Below are 20,757 nucleotides of genomic sequence, written 5' to 3' on the forward strand. Positions count from 1 at the left end.
GTCAGGCAGTAAAGGGGTCGGTCCCCTCCCTGTCCTTCCGCAGCTTAGTCCCGCAAGCGGGGACCGCTCATTCCAACTGCTGACACCTGTCCCAGGCTCTCAGCCCCGAACGTCGGACACCAGCTCCAACCCGATGGTCCGAGACGATGTTCCCGCAGGCCAGGCAGATACCCTCGCCATCAGTACGCCGATGGCGAACGCGAGCCGACCGAAACCGCGTGTCGTCCGACTGCCGAGCGTGCCGCGACCGGCGTGGTCCGTCCCGGGGAAGCGCCGTCCCGTACGTACGATCGCTCGGCGGCCGGAGCCCGTCGTAGCGGAGCTACCTGGGCTTTTGGCCGACGCGGCGAGCATGCGAGCCGGACGGTGCGACGGGACGGAGTCTGCCGGGAGGACCACTCGACCATGTCCTACCCGCAAGCACTGACACTCCATGCGGGGCACCTTGGTTCCCTCCGCTAAGGGCGAACACCCTTGCGCCCCTGAACCCTTTCGCGCGCTCCCGAAACGAACACTCTGTGCGACCGTCCACCGGCACAGCGTAACTCCGGGCGCGGTCCGGGAGTTGCTCCGGGCATGACTCCCGCCGTCCCGTCGCCCCGCGCCACGCCCGAAGGCGATCCCGCCCGGTGGTACGAGGAGAAACTCGGCTGGACGACGGCCTCGGGGCCGCCGGTCCTGCTGCTCACCGGGGTGCGCTTCGACGCGCTGGAGCTGCCGGCCGACGCGGGGGCCGCGGTGCTGCGGCGCGTCGGCCCGACGGGCCCCGTGGCGCTCCAGGGGGACCGGATGCGGCTGCTGGTGGCCCCGGGGAGCGCGGACGAGCTGCCAGGGCTGCTCGACTGGCTGGAGTGGGGCGGTGTGCCGCTCGGGCTGACCGCCCTCGGCACGGACGGGCACCTGCCCGCGCCCGTACCGCCGGGGTGGCGGGGCGCCACCGCCCAGGGGGCCGCCGTGTGGCTGCGTCCCCCCGAGCCCGGACGCGAGATGGAGACGACGCTGCCGGCGCTCATCCCGTTCGGAAGCGGCGGCAGCGGGGGCAGCGGTGGGGATGCCCCCGATCTCGTACGCCTCGTGGGCGCGGCGGCGCTTGAGTGCCACCGGGCCCGGCTGCTGCGCAGAAATACGTTTCGTACGAATACTCAGCCGTTGGCCTTCTCGTAGGCTTCACGGATCTCAGCGGGAACACGACCGCGGTCGTTGACGCTGTAGCCGTTCTCCTTGGCCCACTTGCGGATTTCCGCGGTGTCCTTGTTGCCACCCGCCGCCACCCGGCCCTTGCCGCGGCTGCTCGCACCCCGGCCACCGGTACGCCGGCCGCCCTTGGTGTAGGCATCGAGCAGACCCCGGAGCTTGTCCGCATTGGCGGTGGTGAGGTCGATCTCGTACGTCTTGCCATCCAGAGCGAACGTGACGGTCTCGTCCGCCTCGCCACCGTCGAGGTCATCGACAAGAAGGACCTGAACCTTCTGTGCCACCGGATTTCCTTTCATCGAAAATGCAGTACGCGGAAAGGAAACCGCTTTTCTCAGGAAAACACAAACCCCCGGCAGAGGTTCAGTGGGGCGACCGCGCGGGAAACGTGCGCGATTCGGACATAGGGATCTCGTCGAGTGCGGCGATCACAGGTGCAGAAGCATCCGACTGTTGCCCAAGGTGTTCGGCTTCACCCGTTCGAGACCGAGGAACTCCGCAACGCCCTCGTCATAGGAACGCAGCAGCTCTCTGTAGACATCTCCGCCGACCGGCGTCTCACCGATCTCCACGAACCCGCGCTTCGCGAAGAACTCGACTTCGAAGGTGAGGCAGAATACGCGCCGCACTCCGAGCCAGCGGGCCGTCTCCAGCAGCTTGTCCAGAAGAAGATGGCCGACGCCGGCGCCCTTGACCGAGGGGTCGACGGCGAGTGTGCGCACTTCGGCGAGGTCTTCCCACATCACGTGCAAGGCGCCGCAGCCGATGACCGTGGCGTCCTCGTCGCGTTCCGCGACCCAGAACTCCTGGATGTCCTCGTAAAGCGTCACCGGCGCTTTGTCGAGCAGGATGCCTTCACCGACGTAAGGATCGACAAGGCGGCGGACCGCCGGAACATCCCTGGTCCTGGCCCGCCGGACGGTGAGGGCATTTGCTGCGGCATTGGGAACCGGAAGGGCTGTGGCCATGGCTGGACGCTATCGCCCCGTCGCGCGCGGCCCGTCGGCGCCCTCGGCCCGTTCTTCCCGCACGCCTTCCCGCGGCTCTTCGCGGCCCTCTCCCGGCACTTGTTCCGCGCCTTCCGGCCGGAGTTCCGTACCTTCCGGCCGGGCTTCCCCATCTCCGGGCCGGGCTTCCGCGTCCTCCGGCCGGGCCCTGACCATACGGACCGCGTCCTCCAGTGAGGTGCGCTGCTCCGGAGACATCATGCCGAAGAAGGCGACCAGAGCCGCCGCCGGGTTGTCGCTCTTGGACCACGCCTCGTTCATGAGGGCGGCGGCGTAGGCGGCGCGGGTGGAGACGGCCGTATATCGATAGGCGCGTCCGTCGACTTCCCTGCGCACCCAGCCCTTCTGATGGAGATTGTCCATTACGGTCATGACGGTGGTGTAGGCGATGGACCGCTCCCGTTGAAGGTCTTCCAGGACTTCCCGGACAGTGACCGGTCGGTTCCATTGCCAGACGCGGGTCATGACGGCGTCTTCCAGGTCTCCCAATTGACGGGGCACAGCGCCACCATAGTGCGAGATGTCCGAATGGCCGGTTATTGACGTAACAAAAAGGACGTACGACTGGGAGTCAGTCGTACGTCCGGGTCATACGTTCGGAGCGAGCGCTCCCGTTCAGGCGCCGCGGACGTCCGGGGCCGGGCCGCCCTGGAGCCGGTCGGCCTCCGCACGGGAGAACGCCGCGTCGACGGCGGCGTCCTCCTTGAACTTGTTGGGGCCGCCCTGGCTCTTGACGATCGTCACGACCAGGCCGATGAAGAAGCCCGCCATCACCACGGGCGGCAGAAGCGCGGATACGTAGTCCATGGCGCCCAGCGTAGCTATCCGGCGGCGAGACGCTCCGGCGGGGGCGCGGGGCGGCGGCGCGGCGGGAAGACCTCGGACGGCTTGGGCATGGGCCGGCCGGGCGTCGCGGGCTTCGGTGAGGCCGGTTCGCGCGGCTCGGCGGGGCGCTGGGGCTCCTTGGGCCGCCGGGGCTCGTCGGCTCCCCGGCCGCCGGGGATGGAGAGGAGCCGGGTGCGGGGGGCGGCGAGGAGCCGGGTGCGGGGCGCGGGAGCGGCCGGGGCATCGGCGGCGGCGGCGCGGTCGGCGAGCCGGGCGCGCACCGACTGCTCGGCGAGGAGCCGGCAGCGCTCCAGCAGCGCGGCGGCGGTCGGACTGCCGCGCAGGGCGCGCAGCGCGGCGAGATCGTCGGGGAGCGGGACGTAACCGGCGCCCAGAGCGTCCTGGAGCAGCTCCAGGTAGCCCGTGAGCGAGCCGGGGAGCGCCTGGCGGTATCTGGTGAGGTCGGCCAGGAGGAAGTCCCGCAGCCGCCCGGCCTCGCGCATCGCCTCGTCCACGGACTCGGCGAGCCGCAGACATGCCTGGATGTCCCCGTCCGGGAGCGGGGTGGGATGAAGGGCACCGGCGAGGGCACGTCGGAGCACACGCAGCTCGTCGGTGCCGAAGGCCATGCCGCCGCGGGATCCGTATGGCGTGGGCATGCGGCGACAGTACGCGCCAAAAGGACAAAATCCTCTTAACGCCTCTTCTCTGGCGCGGCCCGCGCCGCCGAACGGATGACGGCGGCGCGGGCACCCGTCGGCGCCCTGGCACCTCGGCGCTGAGGCGCTACATGCGCGAGACGTTGCGCTCGTACACCAGACGCAGTCCGATCAGGGTCAGCCAGGGTTCGTGCTCGTCGATCACGGTCGCCTCGCCGAGGACCATGGGGGCGAGGCCGCCCGTGGCGATCACCGTGACGTCCTCGGGGTCGTCGGCCAGCTCCAGGGCCATCCGCGCCACCACGCCGTCGACCTGGCCGGCGAAGCCGTAGAGGATGCCCGACTGCATCGCCTCGACCGTGTTCTTGCCGATGACGCTGCGCGGCCGGGCCAGCTCGATCTTGCGGAGCTGGGCGCCCTTGACGCCGAGCGCCTCGACCGAGATCTCGATGCCCGGGGCGATGACACCGCCCGTGTACTCGCCGCGCGCGCTGACCGCGTCGAAGGTCGTCGCCGTACCGAAGTCGACGACGATCGCCGGGCCGCCGTACAGCTCGACGGCGGCGACGGCGTTGATGATGCGGTCCGCGCCGACCTCCTTGGGGTTGTCCATGAGGATCGGCACACCGGTCTTGATGCCGGGCTCCACGAGGACGGCGGGAACGTCCCCGTAGTAGCGGCGGGTCACCTCGCGCAGTTCGTGCAGGACGGAGGGGACCGTCGAACAGATCGCGATGCCCTCGATGCCGTCGCCCAGCTCGTCGCCGAGCAGCGGGTGCATCCCCATCAGACCTTGGAGGAGGACGGCGAGTTCGTCGGCGGTGCGGCGGGCGTCGGTGGAGATGCGCCAGTGCTCGACGATCTCCTCGCCGTCGAACAGGCCGAGGACCGTGTGGGTGTTGCCGACGTCGATGGTGAGCAGCATCAGGCGTCCGCCCCGCCCGTCGCGGCGGTCCCGCCGGGCCCGGCGGCCTCGCGCAGGTCGAGTCCGATGTCGAGGATCGGCGAGGAGTGCGTCAGCGCGCCGACAGCGAGGAAGTCGACGCCCGTGTCCGCGTACGCGCGCGCGTTGCCGAGGGAGAGCCTGCCGGAGGACTCCAGGACGGCGCGGCCCGCGACGAGGGCCACGGCCTCGGCGGTCTGCTCCGGGGTGAAGTTGTCGAGCAGGATCAGATCGGCGCCGGCCTCCAGCACCTCGTGGATCTGGTGGAGGGTGTCGACCTCCACCTCGACCGGTACGTCGGGGAAGCTCGCGCGTACGGCCTTGAACGCCTGCGCGACGCCGCCGGCGGCCACGACGTGGTTGTCCTTGACCAGGGCCGCGTCCGAGAGCGACATGCGGTGGTTGACGCCGCCCCCGCAGCGCACCGCGTACTTCTCCAGGGCCCGCAGCCCCGGGGTGGTCTTGCGGGTGTCGCGGACCTTGGCGCCGGTGCCTTCGAGGGCGTCGGCCCACGCGCGCGTGGCGGTCGCGATGCCGGAGAGCCGGCACAGGAGGTTGAGGGCGCTGCGCTCGGCGGTGAGCAGGTCGCGGGTGCGGGTGGTCACGCTCAGCAGCTTCTGGCCCGCCTCGACGCGGTCGCCGTCCAGGACGTGCCGCTCGACCTCGAACGCCTCCGTACAGACGAGGGACAGCACCGCCTCGGCGATGTGCAGCCCGGCGACCGTGCCGCTCTCGCGGGCGGTGAAGTCGCCGGTGGCGACGGCGCCGTCGGGGACGGTGGCGGCGGAGGTGACGTCCACACCGCCGTCGAGGTCCTCCTCGACGGCGACGTGCGCGATGTCCTCCACCAGGACGGGGTCGAGACCCGCGTCGGCGAGGAGCTGGGCGAGGGCGGGGTCGAGACCGCACTCCAGACCGGCGAGGTCGAGTCCCTCCGCGCCTTCGCCGGCCGAGCAGCCGCAGCCGTCGCCGCAACCGCCCGTCTCGGACCGCTCGGCGGCGGGGGCGCCGATCTGGATGAGCGGAACGTCCACGGGTTCGGGTCGTGGACTGTCTTCGTGCGTGCTCACGGTTACGGCTCCCTGGGGGCGTCGGCGGGGGGCTGGGGTGCGTCGGTGGGGATGGGTGCGGGGCGGACGGGCGGGAAGCCCGCCGTGCCGGTGCGGCGGAGCACGAGGCGGCGCTCGGGCGTCAGCCGGACGACGAGATGGCGGCGCCAGTCGGTGTCGTCACGTTCGGGGCGGTCCTCCCGCCAGTGGCAGCCGCGCGTCTCCTCGCGCTCCAGCGCCGCGGCGACCAGCACGCGCGCGACGCAGAGCAGGTTGGTGGTCTCCCAGGAGTCGACGCCGGGCACGGCGGACTTGGCGGACGGGGAGCCGGACGCTTCCGGCTCGTACCCGGCCGACTCGACGGCCTCCAGACCGCGCGCCGCCTCCTCCAGACTGCGGGCCGAGCGCAGGACGCCCGCGCCCTCGGACATGATCCGCTGGATCACGGAACGCGTCTCGGGGGCGACGAGCGGCAGTTCGCCGCCGTTTTCCGCGCCCTCTTCAAGAGGGCGGTGCTCAGCGAGAGGGCGGTGCTCAGCGGGCTCGGGAAGGCGGCGCCGCGCCGGTCCGGAGGGCTCCGACGGGACGGAGTCCACGACGGCGTCCGCGACGATGTCCGCCGCGATGCGCTCCGCGAAGACGATGCCCTCCAGCAGGGAGTTGGAGGCCAGCCGGTTCGCCCCGTGCACCCCCGTACAGGCCGCCTCGCCGCACGCGTACAGCCCCGGGACGGTGGTCCGGCCGCGCAGGTCCGTGAGGACGCCGCCCGAGGCGTGGTGGGCGGCCGGGGCCACCGGTACGGGCTCGGTGACCGGGTCGATCCCGTGGGCGCGGCAGGCCGCCAGGATGGTCGGGAAGCGGCTCTCCCACATCGCGGCGCCGAAGTGCCTGGCGTCCAAATACATGTGCTCGGCGCCCTGTTCGAGCATCCTGCCCATGATCGCCTTGGCGACGATGTCGCGGGGCGCCAGCTCCGCCAGTTCGTGTCGGCCGAGCATGAAGCGGACCCCGTCGGCGTCCACGAGATGGGCGCCCTCCCCCCGTACCGCCTCGGAGACCAGCGGCTGCTGGCCCTCGGCTCCGGCGCCGAGGAAGAGCACCGTCGGGTGGAACTGGACGAATTCCAGGTCGGAGACCTCGGCGCCCGCCCGCAGTGCGAGCGCCACGCCGTCACCGGTGGAGACGGCGGGGTTGGTCGTCGCGGAGAAGACCTGGCCCATGCCGCCGGTGGCGAGGACCACGGCGGGCGCGTGGACGGCCCCGACTCCGTCGTGCTGTCCCTCGCCCATCACATGGAGGGTGACGCCCGCCGTACGGCCCTGCCGGTCCTTCAGGAGGTCCAGGACGAGCGCGTTCTCCACGGTGCGCAGCGCCGCGGCGCGGACCGCCTCGACCAGGGCCCGGGAGATCTCCGCGCCGGTCGCGTCACCGCCCGCGTGGGCTATCCGGCGGCGGTGGTGGCCGCCCTCGCGGGTGAGCTGGAGCTCCCCGGTGGCGGAGGTGTCGAAGTGCGCGCCGGTGTCGATCAGCCGGCGCACGGCGGCGGGGCCCTCGGTGACCAGGGTGCGCACGGCCTCCTCGTCGCAGAGGCCCGCGCCCGCGACGAGCGTGTCGGCGAGGTGCTGCTCGGGGGTGTCGCCCTCGCCGAGGGCGGCGGCGATACCGCCCTGGGCCCAGCGGGTGGAGCCGTCGTCGAGCCTGGCCTTGGTGACGACGACGGTACGCAGCCCGGCGGCGGTGCAGCGCAGGGCCGTGGTGAGACCGGCGACGCCGGAGCCGACCACGACGACGTCGGCGTCGATCGCCCAGCCGGGGGCGGGGGCGGACAGCCGTATTCCGGTTCCGGTCGCTGGTCCGGTCATTGGGGGGCTCCGAAGGTCAGGGGGGTGTTGTCGATCAGCCGGGTGGCGCCGACGCGCGCGGCGACGGCGAGGATCGCCTCACCGGTGTGGCCGTCGGGGACCTCGGTGAAGTCGGCGGGGTCGACGAGCGCCAGATAGTCGAGCGTCAGCGGCGGCACGGCCCCGCTCGCCCCGTCGAGCACGGCGTGTGCGGCGGCCCGTACGGCGTCGGCCGACTTCTGGACGACGGCCGGTGCCTGGACGCCGGCCGGTGCCCCGCGGGCCGCGAACAGGGCCCGGGAGAGGGTGAGGGCGGTGCCGCGCTCGGCCGGGGAGAGGTAGCGGTTGCGGCTGGAGAGCGCGAGACCGTCCTCCTCGCGGACCGTCGGTACGCCGACGATCCCGACCGGGAAGTTCAGATCGCGGACCATCCGGCGGACCAGCGCGAGCTGCTGGGCGTCCTTGGTACCGAAGAAGGAGACGTCGGCGCGGGTGAGGTGCAGCAGCTTGGCGACGACGGTGAGCATCCCGTCGAAGTGGCCGGGGCGCGAGGCGCCTTCGAGCCGCTCGCCCATGGGCCCGGCCGCGAGCGTCACCAGCGGCTCGCCGTCGGGGTAGACCTCCTCGGCGGACGGGGCGAAGACGGCGTCGGCCCCCGCTTCCCCGGCCACCTTCAGATCGGCGTCCAGGGTGCGCGGATAACGGTCGAGGTCCTCCCCCGCGCCGAACTGGAGCGGGTTGACGAAGACGGTGACCACGACGAACCCGTCCGGCCCGACATGGGCACGCGCCGCCCGGACGAGCGCCGCGTGCCCCTCGTGGAGGGCGCCCATGGTGAGTACGGCGGCGGTACGGCCCGGCACGGCGCGCCGCGCCAGCAGCCCGTGGAGATCGGCGCGCGTGGTGGTGAGTACGGGGCTCATCGCGCGCCCCCCGCGCCGCCTCCGCGCGCGTCCCCGAGGCTGTCGCCGTCCGCGAGGACGCCGAGGAGGTCCTCGGCCAGCTCGGGTTTGAGCAGCCCGTGCGCGAGCGCCCGGTCGGCGGTGGTGCGGGCCATCGCCACATATCCGGCGACGGCGCCGGGGGCGTGCGCGCGCAGCTCCGCGATGTGCGCGGCGACCGTACCCGCGTCCCCGCGCGCGACCGGCCCGGTGAGCGCGGCGTCGCCGGAGCGCAGGGCGTTGTCCAGGGCGGCGCCGAGCAGCGGGCCGAGCATGCGGTCGGGGGCGGTGACCCCGGCCTCGCGGAGCAGCTCCATGGACTGGGCGACCAGGGTGACCAGGTGGTTCGCGCCCAGGGCCAGCGCGGCGTGGTAGAGCGGACGGGACTCCTCCGCGATCCACTCCGGCTCGCCGCCCATCTCGATGACCAGCGCCTCGGCGGCCAGCCGCAGCTCCTCCGGCGCGGTGACGCCGAACGAGCAGCCCGCCAGCCGCTGGACGTCCACCGGGCTGCCGGTGAAGGTCATCGCGGGGTGGAGCGCGAGGGGCAGGGCCCCGGCGCGCAGCGCGGGGTCGAGCACCTTGGCGCCGTACCGCCCGGAGGTGTGCACGAGCAGCTGTCCCGGTCGTACGGCACCGGTCTCGGCGAGGCCCTCGACGAGGCCGGGCAGCGCGTCGTCGGGGACGGTCAGCAGCACCAGGTCGGCGCGGGCGAGCACCTCGGCGGGGGTGACCAGGGGAACATCGGGCAGCAGCGCGCCCGCCCTGCGTACCGAGGCGTCGGAGACCCCGGAGACGGCGACGGGGCGGTGCCCGGCGAGCCGCAGCGACGCGGCGAGGGCGGGGCCTACCCGGCCCGCCCCGACGACGCCGACGGACAGCCGGGCGGGGCGGTCCCGGGGGTCGAAGGGGTCCTGTGGTGGTGTGTTCACGCGGCGGGGCCTTCCGTTCCAGTCCGCAGGGGGTACCGGACGATTTCTCGCCATGCTACGCCAGCGTTTCCCGGAGCCGCCCGGGTTGTCCACAGCCTGTGGGCCGGGCTTCCCGGCCCACGGGTCCGGCCTCGGTAGGGGGCGGTCGGACCCGCGCGTCCGACCGCCCCGTACCGCCCGGAACCGCCCGTCGCCCCGCTCAGCGCGCCCCTGCCGCGCGGGGGCGGCGGCGGGGGCGGCGGAGCAGCCGCGCCAGCCGGGCCAGCGGCGCTCGCGGAGCGGCGGCGGGGCCGGTGACGGGGCCGCGGGCGGTCCCCTCAGGCGGTCCGGCGACCCGGCGCACCCGCTGGTACTCCCGGATCGTGCGCAGCGTCTCGCGGTCGTACCGGCCGGGCGGCGGTGGTGCGATCTCGCCGCGGAGAGAGGCGCGGTAGCTGTCGAGCATGTACTGCTGAATGGCGTCCATGCGCCCACCCTGCGCCGGGCGGGCGGCTCCGGGCGCTTCGATTGACGGCCCCCGTCAATCGAAGCGCCCGTTGTCAGTGGAGGGAGGCAGCATGGGGGCCATGAGCGTGTACATCGACATCACCGGGCTGCCGCCGGAGCGGATCGCCTTCGCCCCGTCCCCGCTGGCCGAGCTGGCCGCGGCCCTGCACGCGCTCTCCGAGCCCGCCCACCACGCCAGGCTGCACGGCTGGACCACGGCCACCGCCGCCTCCTTCAAGCCCGAGCTGGCCGACCGGCTGCACGAGGCGGACTTCCTGTGGCGCGCCGCCCGCGCCGACATCCTGCTGCCCGCCACCCCGCGCGAGACCCTCGCGGAGGAGCTGGACGACCTCGACCGGATGGACGACGAGCGGTACGTCGCCGCCGCGCTGGAGATCTCCTGCGCCAGCCGGTACGACGAGGGCATCCCCTCACCGCTCGTCGACGCGGCCGTGCGCAAGCGCGCCCTGGAGCTGGCGGCGGCCCGGGGCCCGCGCCAGGCCGCGTTCGCCCGTCGCATGCTCGACGACCCGCCCGCCGTCAGGGCCTGGATACGCCGGCTGTTCGAGGAGTGCGACGAGGTCTTCTTCGCGGACACCTGGCGGCGCGTGCGGGTGCAGCTGGCCGCCGACGCCCGCCACAAGACGGAGCTGCTGCGCCGCCACGGCGTCGCCGAGGCCATGGCGGCGGTCTCGCCCGCCGTCACGGTCGAGCGGGACGGACCGCGCACCCGAATCGCGGTGGACAAGCTCGGCCACGGCCGGACCACCGCATCGGACTCCGGCCTGACGCTGCTGCCCACCGCCTTCGGGTGGCCGCACCTGATCGCGCTGCACGCGCCGGGCTGGCGGCCCGTCGTCCAGTACCCGGTCTCCGGCCGCGAGCTGGCCGGCGCCACCCCGGTCGACACCGTCAAGCTGCGTCTGGAGGCCGTCGCCCACCCTCTGCGGATGCGGCTGTGCCGCCACCTCGCGCGGGGTACGTACACGACGAGCGAGCTGGCCGACGCGAACGGGATCACCGCACCCGAGGTGTCCCGTCATCTGGCGGTGCTGCGCCGGGCGGGGCTGCTGACGACCCAGCGGCGCGGACGCTATGTGCTGCATCAGCTGGACGTCGCCGTGGTGGCGCGGCTGGGCAGCGACTTCCTGGAGGGCATGCTGCGCTGAGGAGGATTCCGTATCGGGCGCCACCACGGCGCCGGGGCCGGCTCAGCTCCCCGGGTTGCCGCCGGCGCGCACCAGCCCGGACTCGTAGGCGAGGACCACGACCTGGACCCGGTCGCGCAGGCCGAGCTTGGTGAGGATCCGGCCGACGTGCGTCTTCACGGTCGCCTCGGAGAGCACCAGCCGGCCCGCGATCTCGCCGTTCGACAGTCCTTGCGCGACCAGCAGCAGCACTTCCCCCTCGCGGCTGGTCAGCCGGTCCAGCTCCTTGTGCCGCTGCGGTGCGCCGCTCGGCAGCATCGGTGAGAAGCGGTCCAGGAGCCGGCGCGTGGTGGACGGGGCGACGACCGCGTCGCCGCTGTGCACCGCGCGGATCGCGCTCAGCAGCTCGCCCGGCGGGACGTCCTTCAGCATGAACCCGCTGGCGCCCGCCTTGAGACCGGAGAACGCGTACTCGTCGAGATCGAAGGTGGTCAGGATCAGCACCTTGGGTGCGTTGGGCTGGGCACAGATCCGGCGGGTGGCCTCGACGCCGTCGAGCCGGGGCATGCGCACGTCCATCAGGACGACGTCCACCTTGGTGGAGCGGAGTCTCTCGATGGCCTCCGCGCCGTCGCCCGCCTCGGCGACGACGTCCATGTCCGGCTGCGCGGCCAGCACCATGCGGAAACCGGTACGCAGAAGTACCTGATCGTCGACGAGCATCACGCGAATCGACATATGGGGGTCCTTGTCCAGTAGGGCGAGCGGAACGGGGGAACGGGGAGCGGAAGGAGAGACGGAGCGGAAGGGGACGGGACGACGGCGGAAGACGGGACGACGGCAGGGGGCGGGACGACGAGCGGGACGACGAGAGGGGTCCGCGCGGCGGGCTCCCGGCGCTCCCCGCCCCAGTCCGCCGCCTCAGTCCGCCGGCTTCAGCGGCAGCAACGCGCTGATCCGGAAACCGCCGCCGGGCCGCGGCCCGGCGTCCAGCGTGCCGCCGACCATACCCACCCGCTCCCGCATCCCGATCATCCCGTGCCCCCGGCCGTCCGCCCCGCCGTCCTCGTACAGCTCGTGGGCCGCGCCCCGGCCGTCGTCCTCCACCAGCAGCCCCAGCCCGTCGTCGAAGTAGACGAGCCGCACGCTGGCGCCGACATCGGGGCCGCCGTGCTTGCGGCTGTTGGTGAGGGCCTCCTGCACGATGCGGTACGCGGTCAGCTCGACGCCGCTGGGCAGCGGGCGGGCGGTGCCCTCGATCCGGAAGTCCACGGTGAGGCCCGCTTCGCGCACCTTCTCGATCAGCTCCTCGATCTGGCCGACATCGGGCTGCGGTACGTACTCGCCGCTCTCCTTGGCATCGCCGGTCCGCAGTACCCCGAGGAGTCTGCGCATCTCGGCGAGCGCCTGCCGGCCGGTGCTCGAAATGGTCTCCAGCGCCTGTTTCGCCTGGTCGGGGGCGGCGTCCAGGACGTAGGCGGCGCCGTCTGCCTGGACCACCATCACCGAGACGTTGTGCGCGACGACGTCGTGCAGCTCACGGGCGATCCTGGCGCGCTCGGCGGCGACCGCCACCTTGGCCTGTGCCTCGCGCTCCTTCTCCAGCCGGGTGGCCCGCTCCTCCAGCTGGTCGAGGTAGGCGCGCCGGGTTCTGAGGGAGTCGCCCAGCACCCAGGCGAGGACGAACGGCACGGCCAGCACCACGGCGGCGAAGAACCGGCCCAGCAGGCCGTCGTTCCCGGTGGGCCAGCGCAGCTGGGACAGCGGCGCGGCCAGCACCCCGCCGACCAGCGCGAACCGGGAGGCCCAGCGTGGTCCGTCCTCCGAGGCGACGGTGTAGATGATCACCAGCATCGCGAAGTCCGCCGGGTTGATGTCCACGTTCAGCACGAGCTGCGCGACACCCACGGCGGTCACCAGGAGCAGGATCTTCGCCGGTGCGCGACGGCGCAGCGCCACCGACAGGCTCAGCAGCAGGACGGCGGCCATGGCCACCAGCCGGGGTGCGACGCCGAGGTTCGTCTGGACCGCCCACAACAGGGAGAACCCGAAGAGGAGGACAGCCAGAAAACTGTCGACACTCGTCGGGTGCCTGCGGAGGAAGTCGTAGAAGCGCTGCACGTAACCCAGCGTAGGGAGGCGGAAACGGCGTACGGGTCAACCGGAGGGTCGATCCGGTCGGCGGAAGCGTACTCCCCAAGGTGGAGACTTGGCCTCGTGGCGGATGACGTGACGCACGGGACGGGCAGGGCGCGGGGCGCGCGAAGCAGCGGGTACGGGACGGAAAGCGGTCGGTACGGGACGGAAACGGAACGGCGGTCCACGGCCCCGGAGGAAAGCCGCCCGTCCGGGGCCGCCGGGACCCGGCCGGGTACGGCCGCGGCGGCCCGGCCGCACGCGCCCGCGGTGGACGGGCCGCCGCACGCGGTGGACGGGCCGCCGCACGCGGCGCCGGCAGCCGTCCGGTGGCGCACGGCGGCCGAGGCGGCGCTGTACGGCCCGGACGGCTTCTATCTGCGCCCCGAGGGCCCCGCCGCGCACTTCCGTACCTCCGTGCACGCCTCCCCGCTCTTCGCCACCGCCGTGGCCCGGCTGCTGGCCGGGACCGCGCGGGAGCTGGCGACCGACGAGATCACGGTCGTCGACCTGGGCGCGGGCCACGGCGAGCTGCTGACCGGCATCCTGGCTGCGGTGCCCGACGGCCTCACGGTGCGTCCGTACGCCGTCGAGCGCGCGGCCAGGCCCGCCGGGCTCGACCCGAGGATCGAGTGGTGCGCGCGACCGCCCACGGGCGTGCGGGGGCTGCTGTTCGCGAACGAATGGCTCGACAACGTGCCCGTCGATGTCGCGGAGACCGGCGAGGACGGCGTGGTGCGCTACGTCCTGGTCCGGCCGGACGGCTCGGAGGAGCCCGGCGAACCGGTCGAGGGCCCCGACGCGCGCTGGCTCGACCGCTGGTGGCCGTCGGCGGGCCCCGGAACGAGGGCGGAGATCGGCCGCCCGCGCGACGAGGCGTGGGCGGCCGCGGTGGCCACCCTGGAGGCGGGACTCGCCGTCGCCGTCGACTACGCGCACGTACGGGAGGCCCGGCCGCCGTTCGGCACCCTGACCGGCTTCCGCGCGGGCCGCGAGGTGCCCCCCGTACCGGACGGCAGCCGCGACCTGACGGCTCATGTGGCCCTGGACGCCTGCGCGTTGCCCGGCGCGGAACTGTTCACGCAGCGCGAGGCGCTGCGCCGGCTCGGGGTCGCCGGCGCCCGCCCGCCGCTGGCCCTCGCCTCCACCGACCCGGCCGGCTACGTACGGGCGCTGTCGGCGGCGGGGGCGGCGGCCGAGCTGACGGCGCGCGGCGGGCTGGGCGACTTCGGGTGGCTCGTACAGCCGGTCGGTACCGCTCCGAGTGGCCCGGACGGTGCTCTGAGAGACTGTGGCCCATGACGGAGACCACCCGGACGACGGTCGGCATCGGCGGCGCGGCGGAGAGCACCGACATGGTGCTCAATATCGGTCCGCAGCATCCCTCCACCCATGGTGTGCTCCGGCTGCGCCTCGTGCTGGACGGCGAGGTGATCCGGCAGGCGGAGCCGGTGATCGGCTATATGCACCGGGGCGCGGAGAAGCTCTTCGAGGCGCGTGACTACCGGCAGATCGTGATGCTCGCCAACCGCCACGACTGGCTGTCGGCGTTCGCCAACGAGCTGGGCGTGGTGCTGGCCGTCGAGCGGATGCTGGGCATGGAGGTGCCCGAGCGCGCGGTGTGGACCAGGACGCTGCTCGCCGAGCTGAACCGAGTGCTGAACCACCTGATGTTCCTCGGTTCCTACCCGCTGGAGCTGGGCGGCATCACGCCGATGTTCCACGCGTTCCGGGAGCGCGAGGAGCTTCAGTCCGTGATGGAGGAGATCTCCGGCGGCCGGATGCATTACATGTTCAACCGGGTCGGGGGCCTCAAGGAAGACCTTCCGGCGGGCTGGCAGGGCCGCGCCCGGCACGCCGTCGCCGAGGTCCGCTCGCGCATGGACGTGTACGACCGGCTGGTCCTCGGCAACGAGATCTTCCGGGGGCGCACGCGCGGCGTCGGGGTGCTGTCGCGGGAGGCGGTGCACGCCTACGGGGTGTCGGGGCCGATCGCCCGCGCCTCGGGGGTGGACTTCGACCTGCGCCGTGACGAGCCGTACCTCGGCTACGGCGAACTGCGCGACACCCTGAAGGTAGTGGTCCGCGAGGAGGGCGACTGTCTGGCCCGCTTCGAATGCCTGCTGGACCAGACGCACAACGCGCTGGCCCTCGCCGACGCTTGTCTGGACCGGATCGCGGAGCTGCCGCCCGGGCCGATCAACCAGCGGCTGCCCAAGGTGCTGAAGGCCCCGGAGGGCCACACGTACGCCTGGACGGAGAACCCGCTCGGCGTCAACGGCTACTACCTGGTGTCGAAGGGCGAGAAGACGCCGTACCGGCTGAAGCTGCGCTCGGCCTCGTTCAACAACATCCAGGCGCTGACCGAACTGCTGCCGGGGACGCAGGTGGCGGACATGGTGGCGATCCTGGGGTCGCTGTTCTTCGTCGTCGGCGACATCGACAAGTGACGGGACGCCACCTCCAGGACCCTCGGCCTCGTCCCCGGCCCGCGCCGCCTCACGGACCGGCCGGGCGAGGGGGGCCGTCCGTCAGGAACCGACCGCGCCGCGCAGCTCACCGAGCGGGAACCGCCCGGTCCCGTCGTGCGCGGCCAGGTCGTGCGCGGTCAGATCGATGACCTGACCGACGCCCCGGTCCTCCGACCTGCGCCGCTCGGCGAGGGCCTCCTCGCCCACCACGTCCGCGAGGTCCTCGCGCTCCAGACGGGCCACCGGCCCGGTCCCTTCCCCGGCCGCCGCACCGGTCCCGGCCTCCTCGCCGGACGGCGCCTCGCCCGGGGGCCGTTCGCCTCCCTCGGGCCGGCCCTCCGCGCCGAAGAAGTCGAAGCCGCCCTCCGGCCGCACCGGGCGGCGCAGCGGGGAGTACGGCACGATCGCGGACGCGGTCGGCACCCGGGTGGCGGGCAGGGCGGACGCCGGGCGGCTGTGCTGCTCGGCCCCGGCGTCCGCCGCGTGCTTCCCCCGCTGGTCCTCCGCCTCCGTGGCGCGCTCGGCCAGGTCGCGGGCGCGGGCCGCCTCGACGGTGAACCTGGCCTGCTGGGCGGCGGCGTTGCGCGCCAGTTCGTCCAGGGCGCGGGCGGCGCCGAGATAGGCCGCCGCTGTCGTACCGCTCGCGGCGGTCAGCGCCTTGGGCACGGTCGCCGCTTCCAGGGCGAGCTGACGCCGCCCCTCCAGCGCCGTGGCCCGCTCGGTCTCCGCCGTGGCGTAGCGCCGCAGCAGCGCGGCGTGCTCGCCGCGCAGCTTGGCCAGCTCGACGCGCTTGGCCCGGAGCTTGGCGTCGAGCTTGCCGCGCAGCTCGCGCGACTCCTCGACGTCCGCCTCCAGTTCGGCCAGGCGCTCCTCGGTCTTCCACTGGTCGCTCTCGCGGCCGCGTGTCAGTTCGGCGACCCGGCGGCCCGCGCTGCGGTCCCAGCCGCGCATGACGACCGCGCCGGTGATGGCGGCGACCGCCGTCGCGGCGACGAGCCCGCGCAGCACCAGCGGATCGGCGAACAGCCAGGCGCCCGCGGCGCAGAGGACCGCGGCTCCGGCGACCGCCGTGGGCGGCAGAAGCTTGTGGAGGGGTGGGGAATGGCGGTGGCGTCCACGTGGCATGGCCTGAAATTTACCGTGCGTGGGGACCGAATGGGGCGCCGGTCGGACAATCTTTCCCGGTCCGTGGCCGGGCCCCCTCCGTTCCTCTCCCGTTTCCGCTGGAGAACTCCTTTATGCCTGTTGCGGGTTACCCGGCGAAGGCCGCGCGTGAGCTACTTCTTGACCAGACCTTTGGACTCCAGATACTCCTTGGCGACATCCTCCGGCTTCGCCCGCTCCCCATCGACCTTGAGGTTCAACTTCGCGAGGTCGTCGGTCGTCAGAGCGGCCGTCAGCTTGCCCAGGACATCGGCTATCTCCTGCGAACCGGCGTCCTTGGCATTGACCACCGGGAGTATGTTGTCGGCGTTCTGGAGCTTCTTGTCGTCCTCCAGCACCACCAGTCCGAAGCTGTCGAGTGTGCCGTCGGTGGTGGAGCTGAGGACGAGTTGGTCCACGCCGTCCTTGACGGCCTGCTTGGACTGCGGAGTGCCGACGCCCTTCGGGTCGATGCCCGCGACATCGATGCCGTAGGTCTTCTTGAGGCCGGGCGCGCAGAACGGCCGTACGGCGCACTCGTCACCTGCGGCGATCTTCACTTCGATCTTGCTCTTACCAAGATCGGAAAGCGTCTTGAGCTTGTTCTTCGTGGCGAATTCCCTGGTGACGGCGAAGGCATTCTGGTCGACGGCCTGCCCGGCCGGAAGCACCTTCAGCCCGCGCGGTTCGGCGAGCTTCTTCAGCTCGGCGACGGTCGCGTCGGCGTCGCTGGAGGCGAGGGGCTCGGCTTCGGCCGCCTTCGCGCCGTTCACCTTGGCGTTGAGGAATTCGGTGATCGTCGCGGCGTATTCCGGCACCACGTCGATCTCGCCCTTCTCCAGGGAAGGTTCGTACAGCTCGCGGTTCTTCACCGTCGTGACGGACGTGGAGTACCCGGAGCCGGCGAGTATCCCGGCGTACAGCTCGGCCAGCACCTTCGACTCGGTGAAGGCGGCCGCGCCGATGACCAGCGAGCCCTTCTTCCCCGCCCCGGACCCGGAGTCCGACCCGGCACCCGCGTCGTCCTTCTCCAGGCTGTCGCCGCCGCACGCGGCGAGCGAGACGGTCAGCGCCACCACTCCCAGTGCCGCACCCGCGATGCGCGAGGTCTTGCTCATGATGTCCACCATCTCCAAGAAGCCGAAAGGTCGGTCGTCACGCGGTCTCGCGGGCGGGGGCCGGGCCGGCCGAGGCCGCCGTACGGTCCGGGGCCGGCCCGGCCCCGGCTATGGAAGGCGCCGGGTCGACGATCCGGTCGATCGCCACCAGCGCGCCCTCGACGAGCAGCGCCAGCAGCGCGACCAGCAGGGCGCCCGCGACCACCTGCGCGGTGTTGTACGTGTTGAATCCCGCGGTGATGACGCGGCCGAGGCCGCCCTGCCCCACCATCGCGGCGATGGTCGCGGTGGCGACCACCTGCACGGAGGCCGAGCGCAGCCCGGTCATGATCAGCGGGTAGGCGAGGGGCAGCTCCACCCGTACGAAGACCTGGCGCCCCGACATTCCCATCCCCCTGGCGGCCTCCACCACCGCGCGGTCCACCGCCCGCATGCCCACGTAGGCGTTGGTCAGCAGCGGTGGCACGGCGAACAGCACCAGCGCGATCACGGTGGGCCCCGAGCCCGCGTTGCGCAGCGGGGAGACCATGAAGAGCGCGAGCACGGCGAAGACGGGGACGGCCCGGCCGACGTTGGAGATGTTGATCGCGAGGGAGCCGCCCTTGCCGATGTGGCCCAGCCAGAGGGCCACCGGCAGGGCTATCGCGCAGGCGAGGGCGAGCGAGAGACCGCTCACATAGACATGCTCCTGGAGCCGGTGCCACACCCCGCCGTCGCCCGACCAGTTGGCGCCCGTGGTCAGCCAGGACCACGCCTCTCCCAGCACACCCATGGTCACGCCACCGCCTTCGCCGTCGCACGCGCCTTCTCCGGCGTACGTATCCGGGTCCAGGGCGTCAGCAGCCGCTGCACGCCCAGGAGCAGGAGATCGGCGACGACCGCGAGCAGCACGCAGAGCACGGAAGCGGCCAGCACCTGCGCCTTGAAGAAGCTCGACAGCGCGTCCTCGATGAGATTGCCGAGTCCGCCCCTGCCGACGATCGAGCCGACCGTGGTCAGCGCGATCGTGGAGACCGTGGCGATGCGCACCCCCGCCATCAGCGCGGGCAGCGCGAGCGGCAACTCGACCTCCCAGAGCAGCCTGCCCGGTCCGTATCCCATCCCGCGCGCCGCTTCCCTGGCCTCTTCCGGAACGGATTCCAGCCCGGCCATGATGTTCCGCACGAGAATCGTCAGTGAATACAGCACCAGGCCGGTGATCACCAGACCTGCGGAGAGGCCGAACAGCGGCAGCAGCAGCGAGAACATCGCCAGGGAGGGAATCGTGTAGAGCAGGGTCGTCAGCCCGAGGACCGGCCCGGTGAATGCGGGCCTGCTCCGGGCCAGCAGTGCCAGCGGAAATGCCACCACCAGCCCGATGACGACCGAGACCACCGTGATCCACACATGCTGGACCGTGGCGTCGGTCAGCTCCTGACTGCGGGAGCGGAGATATTCACCGCAGATCCAGTCGTTCGCCGCCAGGCATCCTCGCGCGCTCATCCGTCCCCGCCTCCCCCGTCTTCCCGTGAGTATGTGTACCGCCGACCGGATTCGCCGGTGAGTATGTGTGCCGTACGTATGGATGCTGTGCGGCACCCATGTCCGGCGACCCTATCCCCGACCACTGACATTCGCGGAAGCCCGCCACATTCCAGCAACATGGCCTTCACACAACTCGCAGCACAATGGGGAACCATGATCCGATTCGAGCACGTCACCAAGCGGTACCCGGACGGCACGACCGCTGTCGACGATCTCTCCTTCGAGGTCGCGCGCGGTGAACTGGTCACGCTCGTCGGACCCTCCGGCTGCGGCAAGACCACGACCATGAAAATGGTCAACCGTCTCATCGAACCGACCGAGGGACGGATATTCCTCGACGGCGACGACATAGCGGCCATCGACCCGGTCCAGCTCCGGCGCCGGATCGGCTACGTAATCCAGCAGGTGGGACTGTTCCCGCACAAGACGGTCCTGGAGAACACCGCGACCGTCCCGCACCTTCTCGGCTGGAAACGGGGCAAGGGGCGCGAGCGCGCGGCGGAACTCCTCGACCTGGTCGGCCTCGACCCGTCCGTCTACGGCGACCGCTACCCCGAGCAGCTCTCCGGCGGCCAGCGCCAGCGCGTCGGGGTGGCCCGCGCGCTCGCCGCCGACCCGCCCGTGCTGCTGATGGACGAGCCGTTCGGCGCCGTCGACCCCGTGGTGCGCGACCACCTCCAGAGCGAGTTCCTCCGGCTCCAGGCTGCGGTCGACAAGACCGTGCTGTTCGTCACCCACGACATCGAGGAGGCCGTCAGGCTCGGCGACCGCATCGCCGTCTACGGCCAGGGCCGGATCGAGCAGTTCGACGCCCCCGCCGCCGTCCTCGGCGCACCCGCCACGCCGTACGTGGCGGACTTCGTGGGCGCCGACCGGGGCCTCAAGCGGCTCTCCGTCACGCCCATCGAGGAGGGCGACCTGGAGCAGCCGCCCGTGCTCCACCTCGACGACCCGCTGGGGCAGGCGTCGGCCAGGCTCGCCGAGGAAGGCGCGCGCTGGGCCGTCGTGCTGGACTCGGACGACAACCTGCACGGCTGGATCTCCACCGACCGCACCGGCGCCTCGGGGACCGTACGGGAGCACGCCCGCCGGATGGAGGCGTGGCTGCCCGTCGGCGCCTCCCTCAAGCAGGCGTTCGCCACCATGCTCCAGCACGACGCGGGCTGGATCGCCGTCATCGACCGGGAGGAGACGGGCCGCTTCCTCGGCGTCCTCACCCCGGCCCGGCTGCACGAGGCGCTGCGCCGGTCGATCGACGCGGACGTACGGGCCGTTCCCCGTACGGAGGTGGAGCTGGAGACCGTCAGCAGGGCCGCCTCCGCGTGACGGGCGGCCCGCGC

The 20,757-nt window shown here is 72.6% G+C and carries 22 protein-coding genes; 5 read left to right on the forward strand and 17 right to left on the reverse strand.

Annotation, left to right across the window (positions count from 1 at the left end):
* Positions 1-576 precede the first annotated feature (576 nt).
* A complete protein-coding gene (locus tag ACFY6S_RS25695; protein WP_388827656.1) occupies positions 577-1,164 on the forward strand; it encodes an SCO3374 family protein in 588 nt (195 codons plus the stop codon).
* Here ACFY6S_RS25695 and ACFY6S_RS25700 read toward each other — a convergent pair.
* The 11 genes from ACFY6S_RS25700 to ACFY6S_RS25750 form a co-directional block, all read right to left on the reverse strand.
* Positions 1,143-1,478: an Lsr2 family protein gene (locus tag ACFY6S_RS25700; protein ID WP_329067003.1), complete on the reverse strand. Its 336-nt coding sequence runs from the start codon at positions 1,476-1,478 to the stop codon at positions 1,143-1,145. The two genes, ACFY6S_RS25695 and ACFY6S_RS25700, sit on opposite strands and share 22 nt — an antisense overlap.
* A 144-nt stretch (positions 1,479-1,622) precedes the next feature.
* Complete coding sequence (locus tag ACFY6S_RS25705) at positions 1,623-2,162, reverse strand: amino-acid N-acetyltransferase (RefSeq protein WP_388827653.1); 540 nt, start codon at positions 2,160-2,162, stop codon at positions 1,623-1,625.
* Between the two features lie 9 nt (positions 2,163-2,171).
* Positions 2,172-2,666, reverse strand: coding sequence for a BlaI/MecI/CopY family transcriptional regulator (locus ACFY6S_RS25710; RefSeq protein ID WP_388827783.1), 495 nt, complete (start codon positions 2,664-2,666; stop codon positions 2,172-2,174).
* A gap of 150 nt (positions 2,667-2,816) precedes the next feature.
* Complete coding sequence (locus tag ACFY6S_RS25715; RefSeq protein ID WP_388827651.1) at positions 2,817-3,008, reverse strand: hypothetical protein; 192 nt, start codon at positions 3,006-3,008, stop codon at positions 2,817-2,819.
* A 14-nt stretch (positions 3,009-3,022) separates the two neighbouring features.
* Positions 3,023-3,655: a hypothetical protein gene (locus ACFY6S_RS25720; RefSeq protein ID WP_388827780.1), complete on the reverse strand. Its 633-nt coding sequence runs from the start codon at positions 3,653-3,655 to the stop codon at positions 3,023-3,025.
* Between the two features lie 157 nt (positions 3,656-3,812).
* Complete coding sequence (locus ACFY6S_RS25725; protein WP_388827648.1) at positions 3,813-4,610, reverse strand: type III pantothenate kinase; 798 nt, start codon at positions 4,608-4,610, stop codon at positions 3,813-3,815.
* Positions 4,610-5,698, reverse strand: coding sequence for a carboxylating nicotinate-nucleotide diphosphorylase (gene nadC / locus ACFY6S_RS25730; protein WP_388827645.1), 1,089 nt, complete (start codon positions 5,696-5,698; stop codon positions 4,610-4,612). The genes ACFY6S_RS25725 and nadC overlap by 1 nt, the downstream gene beginning before the upstream one ends.
* Positions 5,699-5,700: 2 nt before the next feature.
* Positions 5,701-7,539, reverse strand: coding sequence for an L-aspartate oxidase (locus ACFY6S_RS25735; protein ID WP_388827642.1), 1,839 nt, complete (start codon positions 7,537-7,539; stop codon positions 5,701-5,703).
* Entirely contained in the window at positions 7,536-8,441 is a 906-nt protein-coding gene (gene panC, locus ACFY6S_RS25740) for a pantoate--beta-alanine ligase (RefSeq protein ID WP_388827640.1), read from the reverse strand. The genes ACFY6S_RS25735 and panC overlap by 4 nt, the downstream gene beginning before the upstream one ends.
* The gene (locus ACFY6S_RS25745) at positions 8,438-9,445 is read right to left on the reverse strand and encodes a Rossmann-like and DUF2520 domain-containing protein (protein WP_388827637.1); all 1,008 of its coding nucleotides are present in this window, start codon (positions 9,443-9,445) and stop codon (positions 8,438-8,440) included. The genes panC and ACFY6S_RS25745 overlap by 4 nt, the downstream gene beginning before the upstream one ends.
* Positions 9,446-9,590: 145 nt before the next feature.
* Positions 9,591-9,857: a hypothetical protein gene (locus ACFY6S_RS25750; RefSeq protein ID WP_388827634.1), complete on the reverse strand. Its 267-nt coding sequence runs from the start codon at positions 9,855-9,857 to the stop codon at positions 9,591-9,593.
* A 100-nt stretch (positions 9,858-9,957) separates the two neighbouring features.
* Between ACFY6S_RS25750 and ACFY6S_RS25755 the strand changes: the two genes are divergently transcribed.
* On the forward strand, positions 9,958-11,046 hold the full coding sequence (locus ACFY6S_RS25755) for a DUF5937 family protein (RefSeq protein WP_388827631.1): 1,089 nt from the start codon (positions 9,958-9,960) through the stop codon (positions 11,044-11,046).
* Positions 11,047-11,088: 42 nt separating this feature from the next.
* Here the strand turns inward: ACFY6S_RS25755 and ACFY6S_RS25760 are convergent, their stop codons facing one another.
* Positions 11,089-11,763 (reverse strand): response regulator, encoded by a 675-nt coding sequence (locus ACFY6S_RS25760; RefSeq protein WP_388827628.1) that lies wholly within the window; start codon positions 11,761-11,763, stop codon positions 11,089-11,091.
* Between the two features lie 183 nt (positions 11,764-11,946).
* Positions 11,947-13,146, reverse strand: a complete 1,200-nt coding sequence (locus ACFY6S_RS25765) for a sensor histidine kinase (protein WP_388827625.1) — start codon at positions 13,144-13,146, stop codon at positions 11,947-11,949.
* Between the two features lie 285 nt (positions 13,147-13,431).
* On the opposite strand from ACFY6S_RS25765, the gene ACFY6S_RS25770 reads away from it, so the two are divergent.
* Both ACFY6S_RS25770 and ACFY6S_RS25775 read left to right on the forward strand, forming a co-directional pair.
* Entirely contained in the window at positions 13,432-14,463 is a 1,032-nt protein-coding gene (locus ACFY6S_RS25770) for an SAM-dependent methyltransferase (protein WP_388827622.1), read from the forward strand.
* On the forward strand, positions 14,460-15,611 hold the full coding sequence (locus ACFY6S_RS25775; protein WP_388827619.1) for an NADH-quinone oxidoreductase subunit D: 1,152 nt from the start codon (positions 14,460-14,462) through the stop codon (positions 15,609-15,611). Before ACFY6S_RS25770 ends, ACFY6S_RS25775 begins: the two co-directional genes overlap by 4 nt.
* Before the next feature lie 81 nt (positions 15,612-15,692).
* Here ACFY6S_RS25775 and ACFY6S_RS25780 read toward each other — a convergent pair whose 3' ends face one another.
* The 4 genes from ACFY6S_RS25780 to ACFY6S_RS25795 all read right to left on the reverse strand — a co-directional run bounded on the left by ACFY6S_RS25780 (position 15,693) and on the right by ACFY6S_RS25795 (position 19,375).
* Positions 15,693-16,757, reverse strand: coding sequence for a hypothetical protein (locus ACFY6S_RS25780; RefSeq protein WP_388827616.1), 1,065 nt, complete (start codon positions 16,755-16,757; stop codon positions 15,693-15,695).
* Between the two features lie 152 nt (positions 16,758-16,909).
* Positions 16,910-17,893 (reverse strand): ABC transporter substrate-binding protein, encoded by a 984-nt coding sequence (locus ACFY6S_RS25785; RefSeq protein ID WP_388827613.1) that lies wholly within the window; start codon positions 17,891-17,893, stop codon positions 16,910-16,912.
* Positions 17,894-17,930: 37 nt separating this feature from the next.
* Entirely contained in the window at positions 17,931-18,665 is a 735-nt protein-coding gene (locus ACFY6S_RS25790) for an ABC transporter permease (protein WP_388827777.1), read from the reverse strand.
* 2 nt (positions 18,666-18,667) lie between these two features.
* Positions 18,668-19,375, reverse strand: coding sequence for an ABC transporter permease (locus ACFY6S_RS25795; protein WP_388827610.1), 708 nt, complete (start codon positions 19,373-19,375; stop codon positions 18,668-18,670).
* A gap of 195 nt (positions 19,376-19,570) precedes the next feature.
* Between ACFY6S_RS25795 and ACFY6S_RS25800 the strand changes: the two genes are divergently transcribed.
* Positions 19,571-20,743, forward strand: a complete 1,173-nt coding sequence (locus ACFY6S_RS25800; protein WP_388827607.1) for an ABC transporter ATP-binding protein — start codon at positions 19,571-19,573, stop codon at positions 20,741-20,743.
* Positions 20,744-20,757: the final 14 nt, after the last annotated feature.

The sequence above is a fragment of the Streptomyces sp. NPDC012835 genome, assembly GCF_042900885.1.
Lineage (GTDB): Bacteria > Actinomycetota > Actinomycetes > Streptomycetales > Streptomycetaceae > Streptomyces.

What these genes read in the sequence shown, in the direction of transcription:
- ACFY6S_RS25695 (WP_388827656.1), top strand. Translation starts at nt 577, where the DNA reads ATGACTCCCGCCGTCCCGTCGCCCCGCGCCACGCCCGAAGGCGATCCC.
- ACFY6S_RS25705 (WP_388827653.1), bottom strand. Translation starts at nt 2,162, where the DNA reads ATGGCCACAGCCCTTCCGGTTCCCAATGCCGCAGCAAATGCCCTCACC.
- ACFY6S_RS25710 (WP_388827783.1), bottom strand. Translation starts at nt 2,666, where the DNA reads ATGACCCGCGTCTGGCAATGGAACCGACCGGTCACTGTCCGGGAAGTC.
- ACFY6S_RS25715 (WP_388827651.1), bottom strand. Translation starts at nt 3,008, where the DNA reads ATGGACTACGTATCCGCGCTTCTGCCGCCCGTGGTGATGGCGGGCTTC.
- ACFY6S_RS25720 (WP_388827780.1), bottom strand. Translation starts at nt 3,655, where the DNA reads ATGGCCTTCGGCACCGACGAGCTGCGTGTGCTCCGACGTGCCCTCGCC.
- ACFY6S_RS25725 (WP_388827648.1), bottom strand. Translation starts at nt 4,610, where the DNA reads ATGCTGCTCACCATCGACGTCGGCAACACCCACACGGTCCTCGGCCTG.
- ACFY6S_RS25735 (WP_388827642.1), bottom strand. Translation starts at nt 7,539, where the DNA reads ATGACCGGACCAGCGACCGGAACCGGAATACGGCTGTCCGCCCCCGCC.
- panC (WP_388827640.1), bottom strand. Translation starts at nt 8,441, where the DNA reads ATGAGCCCCGTACTCACCACCACGCGCGCCGATCTCCACGGGCTGCTG.
- ACFY6S_RS25745 (WP_388827637.1), bottom strand. Translation starts at nt 9,445, where the DNA reads ATGGCGAGAAATCGTCCGGTACCCCCTGCGGACTGGAACGGAAGGCCC.
- ACFY6S_RS25750 (WP_388827634.1), bottom strand. Translation starts at nt 9,857, where the DNA reads ATGGACGCCATTCAGCAGTACATGCTCGACAGCTACCGCGCCTCTCTC.
- ACFY6S_RS25755 (WP_388827631.1), top strand. Translation starts at nt 9,958, where the DNA reads ATGAGCGTGTACATCGACATCACCGGGCTGCCGCCGGAGCGGATCGCC.
- ACFY6S_RS25760 (WP_388827628.1), bottom strand. Translation starts at nt 11,763, where the DNA reads ATGTCGATTCGCGTGATGCTCGTCGACGATCAGGTACTTCTGCGTACC.
- ACFY6S_RS25775 (WP_388827619.1), top strand. Translation starts at nt 14,460, where the DNA reads ATGACGGAGACCACCCGGACGACGGTCGGCATCGGCGGCGCGGCGGAG.
- ACFY6S_RS25780 (WP_388827616.1), bottom strand. Translation starts at nt 16,757, where the DNA reads ATGCCACGTGGACGCCACCGCCATTCCCCACCCCTCCACAAGCTTCTG.
- ACFY6S_RS25785 (WP_388827613.1), bottom strand. Translation starts at nt 17,893, where the DNA reads ATGAGCAAGACCTCGCGCATCGCGGGTGCGGCACTGGGAGTGGTGGCG.
- ACFY6S_RS25790 (WP_388827777.1), bottom strand. Translation starts at nt 18,665, where the DNA reads ATGGGTGTGCTGGGAGAGGCGTGGTCCTGGCTGACCACGGGCGCCAAC.
- ACFY6S_RS25795 (WP_388827610.1), bottom strand. Translation starts at nt 19,375, where the DNA reads ATGAGCGCGCGAGGATGCCTGGCGGCGAACGACTGGATCTGCGGTGAA.
- ACFY6S_RS25800 (WP_388827607.1), top strand. Translation starts at nt 19,571, where the DNA reads ATGATCCGATTCGAGCACGTCACCAAGCGGTACCCGGACGGCACGACC.